Genomic DNA, 25,216 nt, shown 5'->3' on the forward strand with positions numbered 1-25,216 from the left:
ATCCTGGAATTACAGCAGCTTGCTGGATGCGATCTGCATCGCCAGCTTCGCGATCGAGGGCTCCATCAGGTCGGTCAGCGGCTTGGGATAGATGCCCAGGGCCAGCACGCCGATGGCGAACACGCCCAGCACCAGCCATTCGCGGCCGTTGATGTCCTTCAGTTCGGCAACATGGCTGTTGGCCACTTCACCGAAGAAGATGCGCTTGTACAGCCACAGGGTGTAGGCGGCGCCGATGATCAGGGTGGTGGCCGCGCCCAGCGCGATCCACGGATTGCGCTGGAAGGCCGACAGGATGACCATGAACTCGCCGACGAAACCGCTGGTACCGGGCAGGCCCGCGTTGGCCATGAAGAACAGCATCGCGAAGGTGGCGAACCACGGCATCACGTTGACCACGCCGCCGTAATCGGCGATGCGGCGGCTGTGCATGCGGTCGTACAGCACGCCGACACAGGAGAACATCGCGCCGGAGACGAAGCCGTGCGAGATCATCTGCACCATGGCGCCCTGCAGGCCCAGGCGGGCGGCATCGGCGTTGCCGGCTTCACGGACCAGCCACAGGGCAATGAAGGTGCCCAGGGTGACGAAGCCCATGTGCGCGATCGACGAATAGGCGATCAGCTTCTTCATGTCGTCCTGCACCAGGGCGACCAGGCCAACGTAGATCACTGCGATCAACGACAGCGCAATCACCAGCCAGGCCCATTCCTGCGACGCGTCCGGGACGATCGGCAGGTTGAAGCGCAGGAAGCCATAGCCACCGATCTTCAGGGCGATGGCGGCCAGGATCACCGAACCGGCGGTCGGCGCTTCCACGTGGGCGTCCGGCAGCCAGGTATGGACCGGGAACATCGGCACCTTGACCGCGAAGGCGATCAGGAACGCGAAGAAGATCCAGGTCTGTTCCTTGGCCGACAGTGGCAGTGCATACAGGTCGGCCAGCTGGAAGCTGCCGCCCTTCATGTACAGGTAGATCAGTGCCACCAGCATCAGCACCGAGCCGAGGAAGGTGTACAGGAAGAACTTCAGCGCAGCGTAGATGCGACGCGGGCCGCCCCAGACACCGATGATCAGGAACATCGGGATCAGCATCGCCTCGAAGAACACGTAGAACAGCATCGCGTCCGTCGCCGCGAAGATACCGACCGTGACGCCTTCCAGGATCAGGAAGGCCGCCACGTACTGGTTCACGCGCTTGTCGATGGCGCTCCAGGCGCCGATCAGGGCAAGCACGCTGACCAGGGTAGTCAGCAGGATCAGCGCCACGGCAATGCCGTCCACGCCCAGGTTGTAGCCGATCTTGTACGCCGGGATCCAGGCATGGGTCTCGACGAACTGCAGACCGTCGATGCCCGCGTTGTAGCCGCTCAGCAGCGAGAGGCTCGCCACGAACGTCAGCACCGCTACGCCCAGCGACGCCCAGCGGGCGGTCTGCGCATCACGGATCGCAAGGATCAGGGCACCACCGATGATCGGCAGCCAGATGAGGACACTGAGTAGAGGCCAGTTCGACACGTCTTCTTATTCCGTACAGGTCATCAACGCAGGTAATGCATCAGCACGCCCAGCAGGGCAATCAGGCCGATGATCATCGCGAAGGCGTAGTGATAGAGGAAACCGGATTGGGTACGACGCAGCACGCCGGCTGCAACGTCCACAACACGTGCCGAGAGATTGACCACGCCGTCGACGATGTTGCTGTCGATCCAGCGCGAGACCTTGCCCAGCTTGACGCTGCCACCGGCAAAGCCATCGATCCACAGCTTGTCGAAGCCGTACTTGTTTTCCAGCACCGACACCAGCGGAGCGAAGGTCTTGCGCGCCTTGCCCGACAGGTCCGGCTTCCACAGGTAGAACAGTGCGGCCAGCAGGAAGCCCGCAACGGTCAGCATGAACGCCGGAGCCATCATGCCGTGCAGCGCGAAGGCGACCGGGCCGTGGAACTCCTCACCCAGGAAGCCGATGGTGTTCTTGGCCGGATCGTAGAAGTCGACGATTCCGGTGAAGAACGTATGCGCCTGGCCCTTGATGGCATCGTGGGCATGATGGCCGGCCCAGTCGGTGCCGTACAGCATCGGACCGATGCTGAAGAAACCGATGGCGATCGACGGGATGGCCAGCAGGATCAGCGGCAAGGTCACCACCCACGGGGTTTCGTGCGGCTCATGCGGACCGTGGCCATGGCCGTGGTCATCGTGATGCGCATCGCCGTGGTGGGCGTCGGCGGCGTGGTGAGCGTCATGGCCGTGACCATGATCGTCATGATGCACGTCGCGGAAACGCTCCTTGCCGTGGAAGGTCAGGAACAGCAGGCGGAAGCTGTAGAAGCTGGTGACGATCACGCCACCCAGCACTGCCCAGTAGCCGTAGGTGGCCACCCAGTTGTCGGACAGGTGCGCGTGCAGCTCGGCGGCCTCGATGATGGTGTCCTTCGAGTAGAAGCCGGAGAAGAACGGCGTACCCACCAGTGCCAGCGTACCGATCCACATGGTGATGAAGGTGATCGGCATGTACTTGCGCAGGCCACCCATCTTGCGCATGTCCTGCTCGTGGTGCATGGCAATGATGACCGAGCCGGCACCCAGGAACAGCAGCGCCTTGAAGAAGGCGTGGGTCATCAGGTGGAACACGGCTGCCGAGTAGGCCGACACGCCCAGTGCAACCGTCATGTAGCCCAGCTGCGACAGCGTGGAGTACGCGACGACGCGCTTGATGTCGTTCTGCACGATACCGATCAGGCCGGTGAAGAACGCGGTGGTGGCACCGATGAACAGCACGAAGTTCAGCGCGGTCTGCGACAGCTCGAACAGCGGCGACATGCGGGTGACCATGAAGATACCGGCGGTCACCATCGTCGCGGCGTGGATCAGTGCCGAGATCGGGGTCGGGCCTTCCATCGAGTCGGGCAGCCACACGTGCAGCGGGACCTGGGCCGACTTGCCCATGGCACCAATGAACAGACAGATGCAGATGACGGTAGCGATCGACCAGATCACCGGCTCGTTGAGCAGCTGCATGCCCAGGATCGTGCCGTCCCAGATCTGCAGCTGGGCGCGCGGATCAGCCAGCATGCCGGCCTGCGAGAACACCTGCGAGTAGTCCAGGGTGCCGAACACCCACAGCACGCCGGCGATGCCGAGCAGGAAGCCGAAGTCGCCGACGCGGTTGACCAGGAACGCCTTCATGTTGGCGAAGATCGCGGTCGGGCGCTTGAACCAGAAGCCGATCAGCAGGTACGACACCAGGCCCACCGCTTCCCAGCCGAAGAACAGCTGCAGGAAGTTGTTGCTCATCACCAGGGTGAGCATCGAGAAGGTGAACAGCGAGATGTAGCTGAAGAACCGCTGGTAGCCCGGATCGTCCTGCATGTAGCCGATCGTGTAGATGTGGACCAGCAGCGACACGAAGGTCACCACCACCATCATCATCGCGGTCAGCTTGTCGACCATGAAGCCGACGTGGGCCGAGTACTGGCCGACTTCGAAGAACGTGTAGATGTTCTGGTTGAACGGCTGTGCGCCGCCCCACAGCAGCTGGTAGAGCGTGTACATCGACAGGCCGCAGGCCACCGCGACGCCGAGGATGGTGATGGTCTGCGCGCCGAAGCGCTTGACCTGGCGACCGAACAGGCCGGCGATGATGCTGCCGAACAGCGGCGCAAGCACCACTGCGATCAACAGACTCTTGGAGAGAGTGATTTCCATCTGTGGATCAGCCCTTCAACGAATCGACTTCGCCGACATTGATCGTGCGGCGGGTACGGAACAGGGTCACCAGGATCGCCAGGCCGATGGCGGCTTCCGCGGCGGCGACGGTCAGGATGAAGAACACGAACAGCTGGCCGGACGGATCGCCCAGCTGGCGCGAGAAGCCGACGAAGTTGATGTTCACCGACAGCAGCATCAGTTCGATCGACATCAGCAGGACGATGACGTTCTTCCGGTTGAGGAAGATGCCGGCCAGGCTGATGGCGAACAGCACCGCGCCAAGCGCAAGGATGTGGCCAAGGGTAATCACGGCTGGGTCTCCTCGCCGGTGGCCGGCTTGCTGTTGCTGTGCACGACCGGTGCTTCGGCACCCATCTTGACCATGCGCAGGCGCTGGCCGGCCTTGACCATGGTCTGCTCGCCCGGGTTCTGGCTCTTGACGCCGGTACGGCGGCGCAGGGTCAACATCACGGCGGCAACCACGGCCACGGTCAGGATGACGGCGGCGAACTCGAACGGCAGCAGGTACTCGGTGAACAGCGTGCGTGCCAGCCAGGTGATGTTGGAACTGTCGGCGGCGACCGCAGCGGCGTTGTCGGCCGGGAACGGCGTGACCGAGCGTGCCTTGACGCCGATCAGGATCAGCATCTGCGCCAGCATCGCCACCGCGACGATGAGGCCGACCGGCAGGTAGCGCACCCAGCCCTCACGCAGCTTGGTGGGGTCGATGTCCAGCATCATCACCACGAACAGGAACAGCACCATCACCGCGCCAACGTAGACCAGCACCAGCGCCACGCCGAGGAACTCGGCGCCCACCAGCAGCCACACGCAGGCAATGGAGAAGAAGGTCAGCACCAGACAGAGCACGGCGTGAACCGGGTTGCGCACGCTGATCACCGCACCGGCCGAAACCGTTGCCGCGATGGCGAACACCCAGAAAGCGATATTTACCCAATCCATCTCTCGACCTCAGCGGTAAGCGGCATCGGCGGCACGACGCTCGGCGATCTCGGACTCGAGACGGTCGCCAAGGGCCAGCAGCTGCGGCTTGGTAACGATGTTTTCGCCACGGTTCTCGAAGTGGTACTCGAGGATGTGGGTTTCGACGATCGAGTCCACCGGGCAGCTTTCTTCGCAGAAGCCGCAGAAGATGCACTTGAACAGGTCGATGTCGTAGCGGGTGGTGCGGCGGGTGCCGTCCTCGCGCTTGGCCGAGTCGATGGTGATGGCCAGCGCCGGGCACACCGCTTCACACAGCTTGCAGGCAATGCAGCGCTCTTCGCCGTTGGGATAACGGCGCAGGGCGTGCAGGCCACGGAAGCGCGGCGACTGCGGGAACTTCTCCATCGGGTACATCATCGTGTACTTCGGCTTGAAGCTGTACTTCAGCGTCAGCCAGAGGCCGGCCAGCAGTTCGAGCAGCAGCAGGCTCTTGAAGTAATGGGTAATCCTGTTCATCACTTAGACGCCCTTTTGAATCACGCCGAAGAACACCATGACGGCGGTAACCGCGATCCACAGAATGGCCAGCGGGATGAAGACCTTCCAGCCCAGGCGCATGATCTGGTCATAGCGGAAGCGCGGGAAGCTGGCACGGAACCAGATGTAGGCACTGGCGAAGAAGAACACCTTGACGAACAACCACGGTGCACCGCCCTTCCAGATCCAGTCGACCAGCGGCGAAACATTGCCGAAATCGACCCAGCCCTGGACCGGGCTCAGCCAGCCGCCCAGGAAGAAGATCGAGATCAGGAAGCTGATCAGGATCATGTTCGCGTATTCGGCCAGGAAGAACAGGGCGAACGCACCGCCGGAGTACTCGACCATGTGGCCGGCAACGATTTCCGACTCGCCTTCCACCACGTCGAACGGCGCGCGGTTGGTTTCAGCCACGCCCGACACCCAGTAGATGACGAACAGCGGGAACAGCGGCAGCAGGAACCAGTCGAAGAAGCCGGAACTGCCGGCCTGCGCAGCGACGATGTTGCTCAGGTTCAGGCTGCCCGAGGCGATCATCACGCCGACCAGGGCGAAGCCCATGGCGATTTCGTAGCTGATCATCTGCGCCGAGGCGCGCATGGCGCCCAGGAACGCGTACTTCGAGTTGGACGCCCAACCGGCCAGGATGATGCCGTAGATGCCCAGCGAGGTCATCGCCAGCAGGTACAGCAGGCCGGCGTTGGCATTGGACAGCACGATCTGCGAATCGAAGGGCACCACCGACCAGGCCGCGAAGGCCGGGGCCAGGGTGATCAGCGGGGCCAGCAGATAGATCGCCTTGTTGGCGCTGCTCGGCTGGACCACTTCCTTGAACAGCAGCTTGAAGACGTCGGCGAAGGCCTGGAAGATGCCCATGCCCACGTACATCGGGCCGTGGCGGACGTGCATCCAGCCGATCAGCTTGCGTTCCCAGACCACGTAGAAGGCCACCGAGATGATCACCGGCACGGCGATCACCAGGATCTTCAGGATGATCCAGATCAGCGCGCCGATGTCACCGAGGCCCAGCAGCCACTGGTGCAGCGGGTCGACCGCGTTCAACAGCAATTCGTTCATGCAGCCACCACCGATACGCGAGCGGCACCCAGCGGCGCGGTCGCGCCGTGGCCCGATTCAATCCAGACCGAACCCGCAGCGACGCGGGCGTCGACCACCACCGGCAGGGTGGCCTTGCCGGCGTCGGTGCCGACCTTGGCCATCTGCCCTTCCTGCAGCTGCAGGCGAGCGGCATCTTCTGCGTTCAGCACGATGCGCGGGGCGTTGTTGAGCGGATGCGACTGCAGTGCCGGCGCGCGACGGACCACCGCATCGGTGCGGTAGATCGCGGCGGTCGAAGCCACTTCCAGGCCTTCACCGGCAACTGCCGGCTGCGCCGAAGCAGCGACGGTGACCGACACCGGGGCCAGGCTGGCACGCAGGCCGGCCAGGTCGGTGAAGTCGAAACCGGCCAGGGCCATGTCGCCGCCCAGTGCGCGCAGCACGCGCCAGCCTTCGCGGGCCTCGCCCGGCAGCTTGCCGCCGGCACGGGCCGACTGCTCGCGACCATCGAGGTTGGTCAGGGTGGCATCGATTTCCGGCAGCGCACCGATCGGCAGGATCACGTCGGCAACGTCGCGGGTCGAGGCGCAGGCGAACTGGCTGAAGGCCACCACCTGCGCACCGTCCAGCGCCTTGCGGGCGGCCGGGGCGTCGGCGAAGTCCAGGCCCGGCTCAAGGCCGTACACCACGTAGGCCTGGCGCGGCTGCGCCAGCATCGCGGCGACGTCCTTGCCAGCCGGCAGCACGCCGGCGCGGGTCAGGCCAACGGCGTTGGCGCCCTGCGGGATGCGGCACAGCTTGGCACCGGTAGCGGCAGCGAAGTCACGCGCGGCAGCGCGGATCGCGGCAGCCTGCGGGTGGTTCTCGGCGATGCCACCAACGATCAGCACGGTGTTGTTGCCGCCCTGCACTGCCGAACGCAGCTCGGCGTTGGCCAGCGCGTCGACGAACTTCGACGGGGCAACGATCTGCTTGCCGGCGACACTGAAGGCGAAGTCGAAGTCCACCGGATTGACGACGTGGATCTTCGCGCCCTTGGTGGTCTGCGCCTTGCGCAGGCGAGCGTGCAGCAGCGGCAGTTCGTGGCGGATGTTGCTGCCCAGGACCACGATGCGGTCGGCGCCCTCGATCTCGGCTAGCGGCAGACCGAACACTTCGGCGGTTGCGGCGTCGGAGAAATCGCGGTTGTTGATGCGGTGGTCGATGTTGCCCGAGCCCAGGCCCTTGGCCAGGCGGGCCAGCAGTGCGCCTTCCTCGTTCGAGGTCGACGGGTGCACCAGCACGCCCAGGTTGTCGCCCTGGTTGGCCTTGAGGATTTCGGCGGCCGCGGCCAGGCCTTCGGCCCAGCTCACTTCCTTCCACTCGCCGTTGACCTTGCGCAGCGGCTTGACCGCACGGTCTTCGCTGTACAGGCCCTGGTGCGAGTAGCGGTCACGGTCGGACAGCCAGCACTCGTTCACGGCTTCGTTGTCGCGCGGCACGGTGCGCAGCACTTCGCCGCGACGCACGTGCAGGAACAGGTTCGAACCCATCGCATCGTGATAGCCCAGCGACTCGCGCGCGGTCAGTTCCCACGGGCGGGCGCGGAACTGGAACACCTTGTTGGTCAGCGCGCCGACCGGGCAGACGTCGACGACGTTGCCGGACAGCTCGGTGGTCAGCGGCTTGCCGTCGAAGGTACCGATCTGCAGGTTCTCACCGCGGTACATGCCACCCAGTTCGTAGGTACCGGCAACGTCGGCGGTGAAGCGGACGCAGCGGGTGCACTGGATGCAGCGGGTCATCTCGGTGGCAACCAGCGGACCCATGTCCTCGTCAGGCACCACGCGCTTGCGCTCGTTGAAGCGGCTGACCGAACGGCCATAGCCCAGCGACACGTCCTGCAGCTCGCACTCGCCGCCCTGATCACAGATCGGGCAGTCCAGCGGGTGGTTGATGAGCAGGAACTCCATCACCGAGCGCTGGAACTTCAGCGCCTTCTCGCTGCGGGTGGCGACCTTCATGCCGTCCATCACCGGGGTGGCACAGGCCGGCGCCGGCTTCGGCGACTTCTCCACGTCCACCAGGCACATGCGGCAGTTGGCGGCGATCGGCAGCTTCTCGTGATAGCAGAAGCGCGGAATCGGAATGCCGGCCTTGTCGGCCGCCTGGATGATCATCGAGCCCTTGGGCACGACCAGCGACTTGCCATCGATCTCGATGGTGACGTGATCGGGTGGGACGCTCGGATTTACGGGTTGCGCGCTCATGCAGCGGCTGCCTCCACCTTCTTGCCGTCAACCATCGAATGACCGTTGACGATGTAGTACTCGAACTCGTCCCAGAACTGGCGCAGGAAGCCCTGGATGGGCCATGCAGCCGCTTCGCCGAACGCACAGATGGTGTGGCCTTCGATCTGCCCGGCCACTGCCTTCAGCTGGTGCAGGTCTTCCATCGTGGCCTTGCCGGCGACGATGCGCTCCAGCACGCGGTGCATCCAGCCGGTGCCTTCACGGCACGGGGTGCACTGGCCGCAGGATTCCTTGTGGAAGAACTGGCTGATGCGGCAGGCGAACTTGACGCAGCAGACGCTGTCGTCGAGCACGACGATCGCACCCGAGCCCAGGCCGGAGCCCAGCGCACGGATGGTGTCGTAGTCCATCGGCAGGCCCTTCAGCTCGGCCGCGGTCAGCACCGGCATCGACACGCCGCCCGGGATCGCGCCCTTGAGCTTGCGGCCCGGACGCAGGCCACCGGCCATTTCCAGCAGGTCGTCGAAGGTGGTGCCCAGCGGTACTTCGAAGTTGCCGCCGTTCTGCACGCAGCCGGACACCGAGAAGCACTTCGGGCCGCCGTTGGCGGTCAGGCTCAGGCCCTTGAACCACTCCGGGCCGTTGCGGATGATCGCCGGTACCGAACCATAGGTTTCGGTGTTGTTGATCGTCGACGGCTTGCCGTACAGGCCGAAGTTGGCCGGGAACGGCGGCTTGTAGCGCGGCTGGCCCTTCTTGCCTTCCAGCGATTCCATCAGCGCGGTTTCTTCGCCGCAGATGTACGCGCCGGCGCCCAGCGCGCCGTAGATGTCGATGTCCACGCCGCTGCCGAGGATGTTCTTGCCCAGCCAGCCGTTCGCATAGGCGTCGGCCAGGGCCTGCTCGAAGTGCTCGAACGGCTCGTGGTGGAATTCACCGCGCAGGTAGTTGTAGCCCACGGTCGAACCGGTGGCGTAGCAGGCGATCGCCATGCCTTCCACGACCGAATGCGGGTTGTAGCGCAGGATGTCGCGATCCTTGCAGGTGCCCGGCTCGGATTCGTCCGAGTTGCAGAGGATGTACTTCTGCATGTTGCCCTTGGGCATGAACGACCACTTCAGGCCGGTCGGGAAGCCTGCGCCACCGCGGCCGCGCAGGCCCGAGGCCTTGACCATCTCGATGACCTGCTCCGGCGGGATCTTCTCTTCGAGGATCTTGCGCAGGGCAGCGTAGCCACCGGTCTTCAGGTAGCTTTCGTACGACCACGGGGTGTCGTAATGCAGGGTGGTATAGACCACCTGGTGCGGCAGCGGCGCGGGGCCGACCGGACCCTTGGATTCGTGGTGATGTGCCATGCCCTTACTCCAGCCCGTCCAGCAGCTCGTCGACCTTTTCCAGGGTCAGACGCTCATGGTAGTGACCGTTGATGACCATCATCGGCGCGCCACCGCAGCCGGCCAGGCACTCTTCCTCGCGCTTGAGGTAGACGCGGCCGTCAGGGGTCGATTCACCGTGCTTGATGCCCAGCTTCTTCTCGCAATGGCGCACGATGTCCTCGGCGCCATTGAGCCAGCAGCTGATGTTGGTGCAGATGGCCACGTTGTTGCGGCCCACCTTCTCGGTCTCGAACATCGAGTAGAAGCTGGCGACCTCGTAGGCCCACACCGGCGGCAGGTCCAGGTACTTGGCCACGCCGGCGATCAGTTCGTCGGTCAGCCAGCCCTGGTTCTGCTCCTGGGCCGCATGCAGGCCCTGCAGCACGGCAGAGCGCTTGCGGTCCGGCGGGAACTTGGACAGCCAGTGATCGATGTGAGCGCGGGTCTTGTCGCTCAGCACCACCATCGGGTCGACGTCGCGCGCCGCCTCGAAATTACCTGTCGCCTTCATCGGCCGACCTCAGCGAAATGCATAACGTGAAATTCCAGAAACTGCGGCGCCGGCTTGCGCCGGCTGCCTGCAGCGGGCGTTGGCGTGGCGGACGGCATTACCGGTCAACCTCGCCGAACACCAGGTCGTAGGTGCCGATCATCGCCACCACGTCAGCCAGCATGTGGCCGCGCACGACCGAATCGATCGAGGACAGGTGGGCGAAGCCCGGCGCACGCAGGTGCACGCGGAACGGCTTGTTGGCGCCATCGGAGACCAGGTAGCAGCCGAATTCACCCTTCGGGGCTTCCACCGCCGAGTAGGTCTCGCCGGCCGGCACGCAGTAGCCTTCGCTGAACAGCTTGAAGTGGTGGATCAACGCTTCCATGTCGTCCTTCATGTCCTCGCGCCTGGGCGGAGCGACCTTGAAGTTCTTCACCATCACCGGGCCCGGGTTGGCCTTCAGCCACGCCACGCACTGCTTGATGATGCGGTTGGATTCGCGCATTTCGGCAACGCGGACCAGATAGCGGTCGTAGCAGTCGCCTTCCTTGCCCAGCGGGATGTCGAAATCGACGGCATCGTACTTGGCGTACGGACGCTTCTTGCGCAGGTCCCAGGCAATGCCCGAACCGCGCAGCATCACGCCGGTCATGCCCCACTGGTGGGCCAGTTCGGGAGTGACCACGCCAATGCCGACGGTACGCTGCTTCCAGATACGGTTGTCGGTCAGCAGGGTTTCGTATTCGTCGATGCGCTTGGGGAACTCGACGGTGAAGTTCTCCAGGAAGTCCAGCAGCGAGCCTTCGCGCGAAGCATTGAGCTGCTTCAGCGCCTTGCCCTTGTGCCAGCGCGATTCCTTGTACTTCGGCATGTGGTCCGGCAGGTCGCGGTAGACACCGCCCGGACGGTAGTACGCCGCGTGCATGCGCGCGCCGGAAACCGCTTCGTAGCAGTCCATCAGCTCTTCGCGTTCGCGGAAGGCGTACAGCATCACCGCCATCGCGCCCAGGTCGAGCGCGTTGGAGCCCAGCCACATCAGATGGTTGAGGATGCGGGTGATTTCATCGTACATGGTGCGGATGTACTGGGCACGCTCCGGCGCCTCGATACCCATCAGGGTCTCGATCGCGCGCACGTACGCGTGCTCGTTGCACATCATCGACACGTAATCCAGGCGATCCATGTAGCCGATCGACTGGTTGAACGGCTTGGACTCGGCCAGCTTCTCGGTACCACGGTGCAGCAGACCCACGTGCGGATCGGCGCGCATGATGGTTTCACCGTCCATTTCCAGGATCAGGCGCAGCACACCGTGAGCGGCCGGATGCTGCGGGCCGAAGTTCATGGTGTAGTTGCGGATTTCCTGCCGGCTCTCGGCGGCGTTGCTGGCGAATGCTTCGCCGGCCTGGTGTACGTGGCTCACTTCACTGCCTCCTGCGCGCGCTCACCTTCTGCGGTCTGCAGACGGGCGTCGTCGCGGATCACGCGCGGCACGCCGACGCGCGGCTCCACCGAGGTGACCGGTTCGTAGATCACGCGCTTCTTTTCTTCGTCGTAGCGGACTTCGACATTGCCGATCAGCGGGAAGTCCTTGCGGAACGGATGGCCGACGAAACCGTAGTCGGTCAGGATCCGGCGCAGGTCCGGGTGGCCTTCGAAGATCACGCCGTACAGGTCGAACGCCTCGCGCTCGAACCAGTTCAGGCCCGGCCAGATGCCGGTCAGCGAGGACACCACCGGCAGTGCTTCGTCAGGGGCGAAGCAGCGCAGGTGCATCATCAGGTTGTGCTGGTAGGAACGCAGCTGCGCGACCACCGCAAAGCGCTGGGTCGGCATGTGCTGCGGGCGGGCACCGTCGGCACCGTTTTCCTCGGTGGGGAACTCGCCCCACGCGAAGCGGCCCTGGGCCTTGCCTTCGACGCCTCGGCTGAAACCCTGCGAGGACACGTCAGCGGTGTCCCATTCGTCGGAGCCATAACCGAGGTAGTCGACGCCGCACAGATCCACGGCCTGCTCGAAACCAAACTCGTCACGCAGCGCCAGGGCGGTGGCGTGCCACTCGGCGGCAGGCACTTCCAGCGTCACTTCGCCGCGGGGTTCGACCACGATGACCTTCGCACCAGCGAAACGTGCGGAGAGTCGGTCGATGAAGGATGCTTGCTCTGCCATGGGGGCTTGGCGCGCTCTAGTCAGGTGAAGGGGTCAGCGGGCGATGGTCTGTGTACGCCAGATCTTCTTCTGCAGCTGCAGGATCCCGTACACCAGCGCCTCGGCGGTCGGCGGGCAGCCCGGGACGTAGACGTCCACCGGCACCACGCGATCACAGCCGCGCACCACAGAATAGGAGTAGTGGTAGTAGCCGCCACCGTTGGCGCAGCTACCCATCGAGATGACCCACTTCGGGTCCGGCATCTGGTCGTAGACCTTGCGCAGCGCCGGGGCCATCTTGTTGACCAGGGTGCCGGCCACGATCATCACGTCGGACTGACGCGGCGACGGGCGGAACACCACGCCGTAGCGGTCCAGGTCCAGGCGCGCGGCGCCGGCATGCATCATCTCGACCGCGCAGCAGGCCAGGCCGAAGGTCATCGGCCACATCGAGCCGGTGCGCGCCCAGTTCAGCAGTGCGTCGACGCTGGTGGTGACGAAGCCCTTTTCCAGCAGCGGGTTGTCGCCTTCCGGCCGCAGGATGTCATCAACCCGGCCTTCCGGCGACGGGTTGTTCATGAGGCCATCGAGAGTCTGAATCACTCCCATTCCAGCGCTCCCTTCTTCCAGACGTAAATGAAACCGAGGAACAGCATGCCGACGAACAGGCCCATGGTGACCAGCGAACGGGCGCCCAGTTCCATGAAGACCTGGGTCCACGGCACGATGAAGATGATTTCCAGGTCGAAGACGATGAACTGGATCGCGATCAGGTAGTAGCGCACGTCGAACTTCATGCGCGCGTCTTCGAAGGCTTCGAAGCCGCACTCATACGGCGACAGCTTTTCCAGATCGGGGCGGCGGGGACCGAGGAATCGACCAACCAGCATCAGCGTAACGCCGATACCGGTGGCAACGATCAGAAACAGCAGAGACGGCAAATATTCGGCCAGCACAGCGATTCTCTCTTGCCTCTGCCGCCGCGCCTGCAGGCGCTTTGGCATGGGGGAGTGGACGGGAACCTGCCTGGCGCCTTGCGCGCCAGACGAACCCGCTTTACTTACAAATGGTGCCCAAGAGGGGACTCGAACCCCTACGACTTGCGTCGCTACCACCTCAAGGTAGTGCGTCTACCAATTCCGCCACCTGGGCAAACGATCACATCAGACTATCTTTCCGATGCGCCGCGTATTGTAACCGGCTTCAGTCTTTCTGGGAGCCTTCTGAAGGCTTTTCTTCACCAGAAACCGAAGATTCCGCCTGAGCCGGCACATTCGCGGCCGGAACCGGGGCTGCCGGGACCGCATCGGCCTTCGGGACGGCCGGCAGCTCGCCCGCCGGAGCCGCCGGAGCAGCCGCTGCCGGGGCGGACATCAGACCCAGATCCTGGTCGGCTGCCGGACGGGTGCCGTGACCGGCATACCAGGCCATGAAGAGGCTGATGCCAAAGAACACGACAGCCAGCCACTTGGTCGACTTGGACAGGAAGTTCGAGGCGCCACGCGCACCGAACACCGTACCCGAGGCACCAGCACCAAAGCCCGAACCTGCCGCCGCACCCGAGCCACGCTGCATCAGGATCAGCGCGATCATGGCCACAGCGACCAGCACGTAGACGACATTGAGGATCAACATCAGCATTGGAAACCGCCCTCGGACAATACTTCTAGGATTAGTTCGCGGCCGCCGCCCGTGCGATGGCCAGGAAGTCCGCGGCCACCAGGGAGGCGCCGCCGACCAGCCCACCATCGACATCCGGCTGCGCGAACAGTTCCCCGGCATTGTCGGGCTTCACGCTACCGCCGTAAACAATGGGCAGTGAATCGGCGATTCTAGCATCGATACGCGCGACTTCGCCACGGATGAACGCGTGCACCTGCTGCGCCTGCTCCTTGCTGGCGGTACGGCCGGTGCCGATGGCCCAGACCGGCTCGTAGGCGACCACGGCGTTGGCGAAACCGGCCGCACCGACCAGTTCCAGTACCGGCGCCAGCTGGCTGGCGATGACCGTTTCGGTCTGCCCGGCCTCTCGCTGTTCCAGGGTCTCACCCACGCACAGCACCGGGACCAGGCCGGCATGCTGGGCAGCGGCGAACTTGCGCGCGACCAGCTCGCTGCTTTCATGGTGGTACTGGCGGCGCTCGGAATGGCCGACCAGGCCATAGCGGGCCCCGACCTCGACCAGCATGGCCGCGCAGACTTCGCCGGTGTAGGCGCCCTTCTCGTTGCTGCTCACGTCCTGTGCGCCAAAGGCCAGGCCGGTCGCGCCGAAGTCCTCGACCAGCTCGCCCAGGTACGGCAGCGGGGGCAGGATCACCACGTCCACGCCCTCCAGCGGCAGCCCGGCGGCCACCTGCCCCAGCAGTTCATTGGCGAATTGACGGCTGCCATGCAGCTTCCAGTTTCCGGCGACGATCTTGCGGCGCATGAGCGGGTGGCTCCTGTGTGAAGTCAGCCGGTCATGATACCCGTTGCGGCAAAAATCCGTTTCCTTGTAAGCGGTTACATGGATTTTCAGCCAACGGCGCAGCCCCTCGTGGCGGAGGGGGGGGGGGCGGGGTTTGGGTGGTCGCGGAGAGCCCGGCTAGATCTGGGGCTTGGCCGGGCGGGTAGGACTGCGCAGGGGGCGCTGCAAGTACGTCCATGTAAGCTCGGTCGCCGCATCCATGCGGCTCACGCCCCTGCGCAGCCCCACCCGCCCGGCCTCTGACACAGTCCGGCGGTTCCGCCCGCCACGGAAAGAAAAAAGAAGAACAAGAGCAAAGGCAAAAGCTGCATTCCGGGTTGATGCTGGCTGGACCAACCCCCTGCCCCACTTCGATCCGAGAGATCTCATCCACGCATGGCGTGGATCTACCGTGTCGACCAAGGTCGATACACACCGGGAATCGCGATTTACCCGCCGTCACCGGGAAGCTGTCGGGGGTGGGCGGTGTGAGTTGGCAGGACCGTTGGCGCCATGGATGGCGCCATCGAGCCCCCAGGGGTGAGGGCGCTTTGCTTGCGAGGCACTGCGTCGCAAGCGCCCGAACGCCCAGCCGCCAGCGGCTGGGCCGGCCTGGGGGTTTACGGCGTGTCCTGCAGCCCCACACCGCCCCGCCCAACCCTCAGCAACCCAGAGCCGCTTTGGCTTTGGCGTTGGCCTCTGCAGGTGCAGGGCTGCAAGCCCTGCACAACAACTACGTCACCCAGCCTGCAATCACCAGCAACGCGAGGATCGCCAGCCACAGCAGCAGCATCCGCCACACCAGGCTCATCGCATCACGCAGGTCCGGCAGCCGCTGCCACACCGGCAACAGCCCCGCCTCGGTGTAATCGTGCGCGTCCTCGCGCAGCTCGGCGTTGACGCTGGCCCGCGCCACCGCGCCCAGGAACCCGATGGAGCCGGCCAGGCGTTCGCCATGGGCCTGGCGCCAGGCCTTCCACGCCGTATCGAAGTTGCCGACCAGCGCCATCGAGAACGCCATCAGTTGCGCTACCGGCCACTCGATCCAGCCCAGCAGGCGCTGCGCCAGCGCCAGCGGCTCCACCGGCACGCGTGCACGCATCGGGCTTTCCGCCATCAACGCCAGCAAGCGGTAGCCCAGCGCACCGGCCGGGCCCAGCAGCAGGAACCAGAACAGCACCGCGAACCAGCGACGCAGCGCATTGAGCACGGTCGCCTCGACCAGCGACGGCACGTCTTCGCGCAGGCTGCCACCGGCAGCCTGCAGGTTGCGCACGGCTGCCTGCCGCGTCGCGGCGTCGTCCGCATCAATGATCGCTTCGATATCACGATCCAGGTCGCGCGGCCCCCAGCACCAGGCCAGCACGGCCACACCCAGCAGCAGCGACGGCAGGCCGAACAGCACTCCGCGCAGCAGCCACGCCAGCAGCCCCATCAGCAGCAGCGGCGGCAGCAGCGCCAGCGCCACTCCAGCCGGTCCCTGCCAGGCCTTGCCACCACGCGCATCCAGCCAGCCCAGCCAGCGCCGGAAGCCGTCGAAACGGCGCATCGAGGCGGCAGCGGCCGGGGCAACGTGGCCCAGGGCCAGCGCCACCAGCACGGCGGCCAGAGTGGTGAACATGGCAGGTCTCCCTACGAAACAGAACGCTCGGCGCCGCTACCTTACCTGTCGCAGCGGTGCCCTCGCGGGTGAACCGGACTGTAACCCGGGCCGTGTTCAGGTGGCGGCAATACAGCTGCCACGATCGGCCCGGCCGAAACGCCGGCTCAGCCTCGCTGCTGGCGGTACCAGTGTTCGATCAGGCTCCGCGAAATCGAGATCGGTGGCGACAGGCGGATGCCCTGGCCGTCGTCCTCCACATCGCGCGCCAACGCGGCGCCGACCTCGTCGGCACTGAACCAGCGCGCGTCTTCCAGCTCGCCATCCACGGTCGGCAGGTCGTCTTGCGCCTGTGCACGGAAGCCGACCATCAGCGCGCCGGGGAACGGCCACGGCTGCGAACCGAGGTACTGGCAGGCGGTCACCCGCACCTTGCTCTCCTCATGGACTTCGCGCACCACGGTCTGCTCGAAGGTCTCGCCAGGTTCGACGAAGCCGGCCAGCACCGAGTAACGGCGCGGGGCCCAGTTCGACTGCCGGCCAAGCAGCAGCCGGCCCTGGTTTTCCACGGCGACGATCACCGCCGGATCGACGCGCGGATAGTGTTCGGTGGAACACTGCGCGCAACGGCCGACGAAGCCGCCACGGGCAAACGCCACCGCGCCGCCGCATACGCCGCAGAAGCGGGTGCGCGAGTGCCAGTAGGACATGCCACGGGCATAGCTGAAAGCGGTGGCATCGGCCATCGGCCACAACAACGCAGCCTGGCGCAGATCCAGTCGGCGTGGCGCGCTCACGGTGACATGGGTGGCTTCGACCGAGAACCATGCCTGATCACCGCGAAGCCCCAGGAAAACTGCGGCGCCCGGGCCACCGCCGACGTCGGCGCCGGTCAGCGCCAGCGGCTGGTCGTCATCGCCGGTGAAGGCGCTGCCATCGTGATCGAGGACGAGGATGCGCGCGCCCGGCCACAGGCGCGCCAGTACATCAGCATCTTCGCGCAGGGCATCGGCGCGCTCCAACGGTTCGCCAACAAAGGCGAAACCGGAAAGCGGCGAAGGAGTATTGGGCATCCGCCAAGCGTGCCGCCAATCGATGCAGGTGGCAAGCCGCAGGCTTTGCGGAAACCGCCTGTGGGTGTGGAGCTTGCTCCACACACCTTGTCGCGCGGGACACAGGCCCCGCGCCCTGCTTACATGCTGAAACTGCTGCCGCAGCCGCAGGTGGTCTTTGCGTTCGGGTTGCGGATCACGAACTGGGCACCCGTCAGGCTCTCGGTGTAATCCACCTCCGCGCCCATCAGGTACTGCAGGCTCAGCGGGTCGACCAGCAGGGTCACCCCGCTGGTCTGTACCGCCAGGTCATCCTCGGCACGGTTCTCGTCGAACTCGAACCCGTACTGGAAGCCCGAACAGCCGCCTCCCTCGATGTACACACGCAGGGCCAGGTCGGGGTTGCCCTCTTCCTGGATCAGGGATTTGACCTTGGCGGCCGCCGACTCAGTGAAGTTCAGCGGGCGCTCCAGCGATTGGTAATCGGGCGCGGCAACCGGGGTGGCGCCGGGCAGGGAGACTAGCGTGCTCATGCTGCCAGCATGGGGGTGCCGACGACGGCTTTCAAGCCATCGCCTCGGCCAGCTTGCGACGCGCGGCGGTATCGCCCTTGCCATCATGGGCGTCTTCGCCTTCCGGCGCCGGCAAGGCTGCCATCGGGGCGCTGGCATGGATCAGGCGGCCGTTCAGCTGCGCGCCCGCGTTCATCTCCACCACCTGGTAATGGACGTTGCCATTGACCCGTGCGCTCGGGGTCAACTCGACCTTCTCGGTGGCGTGTACATCGCCGTCCAGGCGGCCGCTGATGACCACCACCTGGGCCCGGATCTCACCTTCGATCACGCCGTGCTCGGCAACCGTCAGGGTCGCACCACTGGCGCCTTCGGCGGCGATCACCTTGCCGTGGATGCGGCCTTCCACATACAGGCCACCACTGAATTCCACATCCCCGCGGATCACCACCTGGTTGCCGATCAGGGCATCCACCACCAGCTGGCCTTCACGGTTGGATTTGCTGCTTCCGAACATCTGCCTACTCCCCTTTGCTGGCCGGCGCACCGGCCTGTTTCCAGTCGAATACCTGGGTGGTACCCCCCGTACCACTCCCCAATGTCACCCGCACGCGTTGCGGGGTGAAGTCAGCCGGCAGCATCACGCTGCCGGTGAGCTGCTGGAAGTACCGGAACGAGTAGTCCTGTCCCGGCACCTTGCTGCGCTGGTGCAGATCATCCCAGCTGATCGTGGCCAGCTTGCCGTTCTTCACGCCTTCCACGGTGAAGCGCATCTGCCCCTGGCTGATGGCCCCGCGGTTGAGGTTCTGGGTCAGCACGGCGGTGTACTGCCAGGTGCCGGCCGCTTCCGGGCTGAACTCGATCGAATGGGTGTTCAGGCCCTTGCGCTGGCTGGTCGAGCCGACCAGCCGCTCATAGAAGGCAACATCGGCGCGCAGCCCGGCGATTTCCTCATCGCGCTCGGCCAACGAGGACTGCACCTCGGTATTGGCGGCACGGCTGATGCGGTCGGAGGCTTCCAGCGTGGCCTGCTTCTGGCGCAGCTCGGTCAGCTGCGCCTGCAGCGCCTCGGCACGCTTCTCGGCGGCCTGCAGGCGCTGGCCCTGGGCATCGCGCGGGGTGGACATCCAGCAGCCGCCAAGCACCGCCAGCACCAGGCTGAGCAGCCAGATGCCGCCGATCACCAGCAGGCGGCGACGGTCGGCAGGCGGTTGCGGCGCGCCGGGCAGGCGGACCTGCACGCGCATGGGAGGACGGTTGGTCATGGGTGGTTTCCGGGGTATCGCAAGGGCGACACCGGTACGGCCCCTGTGGCAAACGACGGGCTAGTGTATGACAGGACGGGTGGGTTTCCTGCGCAGTGGCCGGCCACGGTCGGTGGCGTTCAGGCACGCCATCGTCGATAGTGTGGCCCCCTGCACAGTTCCGTCGCCGGAGCACCGCCATGACCGAAGCCCACCTGTTCGTGATCGGCATCCTGCTGGCCTGGCTGGCCGGTATCCGCGTCTACCTCACCGTGTTCGGTGTCGGCCTGGCCGGGCTGCTTGGCTGGGTCGACCTCCCCCCCGCCCTGCAGGCCACCGAATCCTGGTGGGTGCTGGGCACCTCGGCGGCGCTGGCGGTGGCCGAATTCTTCGCCGACAAGATCCCTGGCGTGGATTCGGTGTGGGACCTGGTGCAGACGCTCGCGCGCGTACCGGCCGGCGCATTCCTTGCGGCGGCCACGCTGTCGCCGGATGGCCAGCTGGGCACCGGTGCGCTCGCCGCCGGCGCCGGCGTCGCCCTGGCCAGCCATGGCCTGAAGGCCGGTACCCGCGCCCTGCTCAACACCTCGCCGGAACCGGCCAGCAACTGGGTCGCCTCTGCGGCCGAAGACACCGTCGTGATCGGTGGCCTGGCCCTCGCCCTGGCACACCCGTGGATCGCGCTGATCGTGGTACTGGCCTGCAGCCTGGCCGGTGCGCTGCTGGTGTGGCTGGTCTGGCGCGCCCTGTGGAAGGGCGTGCGCTGGCTGGCGCGCGGTGCATCGGCAGCACCGCCAGGGCACAGCGGTACCGGCTGAGCACCGGGCTTGTCGCATAATGGACGCGAACACCAGGAGCACCGATGGCCGCAAACGAATCCCCCGCGGGCGCCCGCCCGGGACGCGCTGAAACCCCTCCGGCCGACCATTGGCAACGCTGGGCCCCCGAGACGGCACCTCCGGCCGTGGACCCACCGATGGCGGCGACCCCATCCCCTGTCGCGGCCGATGCGTCCACGCCGGCCAACAGCGCGCCGCCGCCGCTGCCCGGCCCGATCGCACTGGCCGACGCCGGCAACAACGATCTGGCCCCGTCGCCATCGGACTCGCCCTACCGCGTGCTGATCGTTGAAGACGATCGGGCGCAGGCCCTGTTCGCGCAGAGCGTGCTGCACGGCGCCGGCATGCAGGCGATCGTCCACAACGATGCCGATGCCGCGCTGCAGGCCATCAAGGAGCATCGCCCCGACCTGATCCTGATGGATCTTCACCTTCCCGGCCTGGACGGCATGCGCCTGACCGCGCTGATCCGCCAGCAGCCCGGCCTGCAGCTGCTTCCGATCGTGTTCCTCAGCGGTGATCCGGATCCGGAGCGCCAGTTCGAAGTCCTCGACAGCGGCGCGGACGACTACCTGAGCAAACCGATCCGGCCCCGCCACCTGATCGCAGCGGTGGCCAACCGCATCCGCCGCGCACGAGCCCAGGCCGCGACCCTGCCCGGCGCCACCGGCGCACCGGCCACCAGCAATCCGGAAACCGGCCTGCCGACGCGCCACCACGTGCTGCAGCAGCTCAACACCGCACTCGCCCACCGCGATCAGGGCGGCGTGTTCTTCATCGAAGTGGCCAGCGCGCTGGGCCTGCGCGAACGCTATGGCTATGCCGCGTTTGAACGGCTGATGGTGCAGGCCGGGCAGCGCCTGGCCGAAGCCGGCCATCCGCACCTGCTGGCACGCCTGAACGACAACAGCTTCCTGCTGCTGGCCCGCAGCGCCGACGAGGACGCCCTTGAAAGCATCGCTGCCAGCCTGCGCGAGCAGCTGTCGGCACGTGCCTTCGTGATCCGCGACGACGAATCCGTGCACCTGCGCGGCGTAGTTGGCTATGCACCGCTGTCACCGGGCTTCGAGGATGCCAACAGTGCGTTGGAAGCCGTCGAGCGCACCACCCTGCAGGCGCGCCTGCTCAGCGCCGGGGTGGCCGGCCATGTGCACCGCCAGGCAGTCACCGAACAGGAACACCTGGCGCTGCTGGAAGGACAGCTGGAACTGGCCTATCAGCCGATCGTCGCTGTTGCCGGCGGCAACACCGCGCAGTACCAGTTGCTGTTGCGCCTTCGCCAGGCCGACGGCACCGTGCTGGCGGCCGGGCAGGTGATCCCGGCCGCGGAAGCCGCGGGCCGCATCGCCGATCTCGACCAGCAGGTGATGGACCACGCGCTGGGGCTGCTGGACCTGTACCGCCACGCGACGCAGCCACTGAACCTGTTCGTCTCGCAGTCGCTGCGCACCCTGCAGCGCGACGCCTTCGCCGACTGGCTGCTGGAATCACTGCAGCAGCGCGACCTGCCGGGCAGTGCACTGGTGATCGACGTGCGCCTGCCGGACGCACTGATCCACACCGTGCCGCTGCAGCAGTTCTGCCAGCGCATGGCCAGTGCCGGGGTGCGCTTCTGCCTGAGCCAGTTCGAACCCAGCGGCGAGGCCGATGCCCTGCTGAACCAGCTGCCGCTGTCGTTCGTGCGCATGGCTGCGCGCTTTTCCAGCAGCCACGCCAATCCGGCCACGCGCGAGGAGCTGCGCAAGGCGATCGATCAGGCCCATGCCGCCGGGCTGCAGATCATCGGCCAGCAGATCGAGGATCCGCAGGCTGCGGCGGCGATGTGGGTCGGCGGCGTCGACTACATCCAGGGCAACATGGTGCAGTCGGCCGGCAGCGACCTGAACTTCGACTTCCACAACGCGGTGCTCTGACGTGCCGCTGTGGGGCGTGCTGCTGGTTGCCCTCGCCGCGGCCACCATCGCGCTGATGGTGCTGGGCCTGCGGCTTCGCGCGCGCGACCGTGCGCTGGCGCAGCTGCAGCGCACGCACGGAGCGCTGGCCGCTGAACGGGACCAGCTACGCCATACCACTGAACGCCAGGGCCAGCTGGAACAACAGCTGCTGCAGGCCAAGCAGGCCGCCGAGGCGGCCGTGCTGGCCAAGGGCGAGTTCCTGGCCACGATGAGCCATGAGATCCGCACCCCGCTCAATGGCATCCTGCCGATGCTGGAGCTGATCGCACGCGGGCCACTGAGCGAGGACCAGCGGCAGATGCTGGCCACCGCCTCGGCCAGCTCGCAGCAGCTGCTGCGCATCGTCGACGACATCCTCGACTACTCCCGGCTGGAAGCACAGGCGCTGGAGCTGGAAATCACCAGCTTCAACCTGCGCGATCTGCTCGATGGCGTGGTGCAGCTGATGCAGCGCGCCGCCGACGCCAAGGGCCTGGCACTGGGCCTGCAGCTGGATCCATCGGTGCGCCTGCCGGTGCGCGGCGACCCGGTGCGCCTGCGCCAGGTGCTGAGCAACCTGCTGGCCAATGCGATCAAGTTCACCGCCCGCGGCCAGGTGCAGCTGCGCGTGCTGCGCCTGGGCGAAGGTGCCGCGCAGCACCAGCTGCGCTTCGAGATCATCGATACCGGCATCGGCATCGACGACGCGCTGCAGGCACGCCTGTTCCAGTCTTTCAGCCAGGCCGACGCATCCACCACGCGCATCTACGGCGGCACCGGCCTGGGCCTGGCCATCTGCAAGCGCATCATCGACCTGATGCATGGGCGTATTGGTGTGCAGTCCACGCCCGGCCAGGGTGCTACGTTCTGGTTCGAGATCCCGCTGCTGAAGGTTCCTGGCGACCTGCCGGCGATGACGCGCGCGCCGGCACCGCTGCTGCTGTTCAGTGCCGATGCATCGCTGCAGGCACGCATCGAGCGCATCGCTGCCCACCATGGACTGCAGGTGCAGGTGCTGGCGCAACTGGACAGCGTGGTCGAGCGCCTGCGCGCTCCCGCGCGGCCCGGAAAACCGGCACCCGCCTGGCTGCTGGTCGATGCGCGCGCACGCCGCAACGGCGAGGCCACGCTGCAGCTCGCACTGGGGGAACGCGGCGACGACGATGCACTGCAGGTACTGTGGCTGCAGGAGGATGCGATTGCGCAACGCCCCCGCCAGCGCCAGCTGCCCTCCCACTTCGACGACGCCGCCCTGCATGCACTGCTGGCGGCACCGGTCGCCTCTGCCCGCCCCGCTGCGCTGCTGGCCAGCGCGGAACACGAGCAACCGGCTGCCACGCTGCCGCCGCTGCATCTGCGCGTGCTGGTGGTGGAGGACAATACGGTGAACAGGATGGTGGCCGAGCAGCTGCTGCGGGTGTTCCAGTGCGAGGTGCGCAACGCCGCCGATGGCGAACAGGCCCTGGCCGCCCTCCGCGAAGGCGGGCTGGACATCGTGCTGATGGATTGCCAGATGCCAGTGCTGGACGGCTACGCCGCCACGCGCCGCTGGCGCGCCGAAGAAGCGGAAACCGGGCATGCGCGATTGCCGATCATCGCGATGACCGCCAATGCGATGGCCGGCGACCGCGAGCGCTGCCTGCAGGCCGGCATGGACGATTACCTGTCCAAGCCGATCGCGCGCGCCACGCTGCATGCGCTGCTGCAGCGCTGGGGTGGCGGTAAAGCTGCAGCACCTGCACGGCCTTCTGTAGAGCCGGGCCATGCCCGGCTGACGGCCAATTGCAGTCGCACGCCATCAGCCGAGCATGGCTCGGCTCTACCGAATCCGGAAAAGCAGGTCGCGCCAGCACCACAACCGGTGCTCGACCGCGATGTGCTGGATGAACTGCACGCGGTGATCGGCGATGCTGCCACCCAGATCGTCACGGTATTTCTTGAAGATGCGCCGGCGATGGTGCAGCAGTTGCAGCTGGCCGCGCGGAACAGCGATGAACCGCGCATGCAGGCCGTCGCGCACAGCCTGAAATCATCAAGCGCGAACGTGGGGGCATTGTCGCTGTCGGCGATCGCGCAGCGGATCGAGCACGAGGCCCGTAGTGGCAGCCTGCAGCGCCCCGCAGTCGCGGTGGCGCTGCTGGTTGCGGAATTCGCCCGGGCGCGCGTTGCACTGACGGGCTACCTGGCACAGCATCGCGCCGGCCAGGACCGCTGATTCACTCTTCCAGCTTGCTCAGCAGGTACTTCGGCTCGCCGATACGCTCGATCAGGTCGAGCTGGGTTTCCAGCCAGTCGATGTGTTCTTCCTCCGAGTCGAGGATCTTCACGAACAGCTGGCGGCTGACATAGTCGCCAACCGAATCGGAATAGGCCACCGCCTCGCGCAGGGTGACCACGCCATCGCGTTCCAGCGACAGGTCGCACTGCAGGATTTCAGTCGGGTTCTCGCCGATGCGCAGCTTGCCCAGCGCCTGGAAGTTCGGCAGGCCTTCGAGGAACAGGATGCGGTCGGCGAGCATGTCGGCATGCTTCATCTCGTCGATCGATTCCTTGTACTCGTGTTCGGCCAGTTCCTTGATGCCCCAGTTCTTCAGCATCTTGGCGTGCAGGAAGTACTGGTTGATCGCGGTCAGCTCGTTGTAGAGGACCTTGTTGAGGAATTCGATGACCTTGGTGTCGCCCTTCATGGGGATGCTCCTGCACGCTGAAAACGCAGGCACTGTACCGCCTTGCGTGCGGTGGTGAAGGAACGCGAATCGTGCGCATTGGCCTGCGCGACTGCAGGTGAAGGACGCGAAAGCGCGGCGTCAACACGCCGCGAGGAAACGATCAGGCAACCTGGGCCAGGCCCAATACCGGCAGCGGCAGATCGTGCGTCGCGCGTGCCTTGGCCAGCAGGTCGCCGGCCATGTCCAGGCAGGAACCGCAGGTGGCACCGCAACCGGTCCGCATGGTCAGTTCGGCCACCGTGCTGACACCATGGTGGGCGGCTTCGCGGATCTGGTGGTCGGTGACTCCGTTGCAGATGCAGACGTACACAGGCGGGAACCGGGCTGGCAGGCCAGAAGCGGCCTGTTGCCTATTCCAATG

The 25,216-nt window shown here is 65.9% G+C and carries 25 protein-coding genes and 1 tRNA gene; 3 read left to right on the forward strand and 23 right to left on the reverse strand.

The annotated features are described in order from the left end of the window. Positions 1-9 precede the first annotated feature (9 nt). The 21 genes from PEM_RS16520 to PEM_RS16620 all read right to left on the reverse strand — a co-directional run bounded on the left by PEM_RS16520 (position 10) and on the right by PEM_RS16620 (position 19,374). A complete protein-coding gene (locus PEM_RS16520; RefSeq protein WP_005410452.1) occupies positions 10-1,518 on the reverse strand; it encodes an NADH-quinone oxidoreductase subunit M in 1,509 nt (502 codons plus the stop codon). A gap of 23 nt (positions 1,519-1,541) precedes the next feature. After that, complete coding sequence (gene nuoL / locus PEM_RS16525; RefSeq protein ID WP_053500855.1) at positions 1,542-3,707, reverse strand: NADH-quinone oxidoreductase subunit L; 2,166 nt, start codon at positions 3,705-3,707, stop codon at positions 1,542-1,544. A gap of 7 nt (positions 3,708-3,714) precedes the next feature. Continuing rightward, positions 3,715-4,020, reverse strand: a complete 306-nt coding sequence (gene nuoK / locus PEM_RS16530; protein ID WP_005417921.1) for an NADH-quinone oxidoreductase subunit NuoK — start codon at positions 4,018-4,020, stop codon at positions 3,715-3,717. Beyond that, a complete protein-coding gene (locus PEM_RS16535; RefSeq protein ID WP_005417923.1) occupies positions 4,017-4,673 on the reverse strand; it encodes an NADH-quinone oxidoreductase subunit J in 657 nt (218 codons plus the stop codon). The genes nuoK and PEM_RS16535 overlap by 4 nt, the downstream gene beginning before the upstream one ends. A gap of 9 nt (positions 4,674-4,682) precedes the next feature. Beyond that, positions 4,683-5,171 carry an NADH-quinone oxidoreductase subunit NuoI gene (gene nuoI / locus PEM_RS16540; RefSeq protein ID WP_005417924.1) on the reverse strand — a complete coding sequence of 163 codons (489 nt, stop codon included), beginning with the start codon at positions 5,169-5,171 and terminating at the stop codon, positions 4,683-4,685. Between the two features lie 3 nt (positions 5,172-5,174). Next, entirely contained in the window at positions 5,175-6,269 is a 1,095-nt protein-coding gene (nuoH, locus tag PEM_RS16545; RefSeq protein ID WP_065186670.1) for an NADH-quinone oxidoreductase subunit NuoH, read from the reverse strand. Further along, complete coding sequence (nuoG, locus tag PEM_RS16550; RefSeq protein WP_111127805.1) at positions 6,266-8,500, reverse strand: NADH-quinone oxidoreductase subunit NuoG; 2,235 nt, start codon at positions 8,498-8,500, stop codon at positions 6,266-6,268. The genes nuoH and nuoG overlap by 4 nt, the downstream gene beginning before the upstream one ends. Next, positions 8,497-9,837, reverse strand: coding sequence for an NADH-quinone oxidoreductase subunit NuoF (gene nuoF / locus PEM_RS16555; protein WP_005417934.1), 1,341 nt, complete (start codon positions 9,835-9,837; stop codon positions 8,497-8,499). Before nuoF ends, nuoG begins: the two co-directional genes overlap by 4 nt. Before the next feature lie 4 nt (positions 9,838-9,841). Continuing rightward, positions 9,842-10,369 carry an NADH-quinone oxidoreductase subunit NuoE gene (gene nuoE, locus PEM_RS16560; protein ID WP_005410460.1) on the reverse strand — a complete coding sequence of 176 codons (528 nt, stop codon included), beginning with the start codon at positions 10,367-10,369 and terminating at the stop codon, positions 9,842-9,844. Positions 10,370-10,466: 97 nt separating this feature from the next. After that, complete coding sequence (locus PEM_RS16565) at positions 10,467-11,774, reverse strand: NADH-quinone oxidoreductase subunit D (RefSeq protein WP_005417935.1); 1,308 nt, start codon at positions 11,772-11,774, stop codon at positions 10,467-10,469. Further along, entirely contained in the window at positions 11,771-12,520 is a 750-nt protein-coding gene (locus PEM_RS16570; protein ID WP_005410462.1) for an NADH-quinone oxidoreductase subunit C, read from the reverse strand. Before PEM_RS16570 ends, PEM_RS16565 begins: the two co-directional genes overlap by 4 nt. A 33-nt stretch (positions 12,521-12,553) precedes the next feature. Continuing rightward, entirely contained in the window at positions 12,554-13,108 is a 555-nt protein-coding gene (locus tag PEM_RS16575; protein ID WP_005417936.1) for an NADH-quinone oxidoreductase subunit B, read from the reverse strand. Then, the gene (locus PEM_RS16580; RefSeq protein WP_005417937.1) at positions 13,099-13,455 is read right to left on the reverse strand and encodes an NADH-quinone oxidoreductase subunit A; all 357 of its coding nucleotides are present in this window, start codon (positions 13,453-13,455) and stop codon (positions 13,099-13,101) included. The genes PEM_RS16575 and PEM_RS16580 overlap by 10 nt, the downstream gene beginning before the upstream one ends. A 111-nt stretch (positions 13,456-13,566) precedes the next feature. Then, positions 13,567-13,651: transfer RNA gene (locus PEM_RS16585), tRNA-Leu, on the reverse strand. 51 nt (positions 13,652-13,702) lie between these two features. Beyond that, positions 13,703-14,140 (reverse strand): preprotein translocase subunit SecG, encoded by a 438-nt coding sequence (gene secG, locus PEM_RS16590; protein ID WP_005417938.1) that lies wholly within the window; start codon positions 14,138-14,140, stop codon positions 13,703-13,705. 31 nt (positions 14,141-14,171) lie between these two features. Continuing rightward, a complete protein-coding gene (gene tpiA / locus PEM_RS16595; RefSeq protein WP_005417939.1) occupies positions 14,172-14,927 on the reverse strand; it encodes a triose-phosphate isomerase in 756 nt (251 codons plus the stop codon). Between the two features lie 751 nt (positions 14,928-15,678). Then, positions 15,679-16,566, reverse strand: a complete 888-nt coding sequence (gene ampE, locus PEM_RS16600; RefSeq protein ID WP_005419787.1) for a regulatory signaling modulator protein AmpE — start codon at positions 16,564-16,566, stop codon at positions 15,679-15,681. 146 nt (positions 16,567-16,712) lie between these two features. After that, positions 16,713-17,618: an NAD(+) diphosphatase gene (gene nudC / locus PEM_RS16605; RefSeq protein ID WP_111129502.1), complete on the reverse strand. Its 906-nt coding sequence runs from the start codon at positions 17,616-17,618 to the stop codon at positions 16,713-16,715. A 119-nt stretch (positions 17,619-17,737) separates the two neighbouring features. Beyond that, the gene (erpA, locus tag PEM_RS16610) at positions 17,738-18,130 is read right to left on the reverse strand and encodes an iron-sulfur cluster insertion protein ErpA (RefSeq protein WP_005419789.1); all 393 of its coding nucleotides are present in this window, start codon (positions 18,128-18,130) and stop codon (positions 17,738-17,740) included. Between the two features lie 31 nt (positions 18,131-18,161). Continuing rightward, a complete protein-coding gene (locus PEM_RS16615; protein ID WP_053497672.1) occupies positions 18,162-18,626 on the reverse strand; it encodes a polymer-forming cytoskeletal protein in 465 nt (154 codons plus the stop codon). Between the two features lie 4 nt (positions 18,627-18,630). Then, positions 18,631-19,374 (reverse strand): DUF6776 family protein, encoded by a 744-nt coding sequence (locus tag PEM_RS16620; protein ID WP_111129504.1) that lies wholly within the window; start codon positions 19,372-19,374, stop codon positions 18,631-18,633. A 179-nt stretch (positions 19,375-19,553) separates the two neighbouring features. On the opposite strand from PEM_RS16620, the gene PEM_RS16625 reads away from it, so the two are divergent. Genes PEM_RS16625 through PEM_RS16635 form a run of 3 tightly spaced genes read left to right on the forward strand, consistent with a single transcriptional unit; the run spans position 19,554 to position 24,341 of the window. Then, positions 19,554-20,171 (forward strand): DUF4126 domain-containing protein, encoded by a 618-nt coding sequence (locus PEM_RS16625; protein WP_053497674.1) that lies wholly within the window; start codon positions 19,554-19,556, stop codon positions 20,169-20,171. A gap of 44 nt (positions 20,172-20,215) precedes the next feature. Further along, positions 20,216-22,105 carry an EAL domain-containing protein gene (locus PEM_RS16630; protein WP_032954585.1) on the forward strand — a complete coding sequence of 630 codons (1,890 nt, stop codon included), beginning with the start codon at positions 20,216-20,218 and terminating at the stop codon, positions 22,103-22,105. A 1-nt stretch (position 22,106) separates the two neighbouring features. Beyond that, positions 22,107-24,341, forward strand: coding sequence for an ATP-binding protein (locus PEM_RS16635; protein ID WP_111129506.1), 2,235 nt, complete (start codon positions 22,107-22,109; stop codon positions 24,339-24,341). A 1-nt stretch (position 24,342) separates the two neighbouring features. On the opposite strand, the gene bfr is transcribed toward PEM_RS16635, so the two are convergent. Continuing rightward, on the reverse strand, positions 24,343-24,813 hold the full coding sequence (gene bfr / locus PEM_RS16640; RefSeq protein ID WP_005419804.1) for a bacterioferritin: 471 nt from the start codon (positions 24,811-24,813) through the stop codon (positions 24,343-24,345). 142 nt (positions 24,814-24,955) lie between these two features. Next, positions 24,956-25,165, reverse strand: coding sequence for a bacterioferritin-associated ferredoxin (locus PEM_RS16645; protein ID WP_065178881.1), 210 nt, complete (start codon positions 25,163-25,165; stop codon positions 24,956-24,958). Positions 25,166-25,216: the final 51 nt, after the last annotated feature.

It is taken from the genome of Stenotrophomonas sp. Pemsol, from assembly GCF_003586545.1.
Classification (GTDB): Bacteria; Pseudomonadota; Gammaproteobacteria; order Xanthomonadales; family Xanthomonadaceae; genus Stenotrophomonas; species Stenotrophomonas sepilia.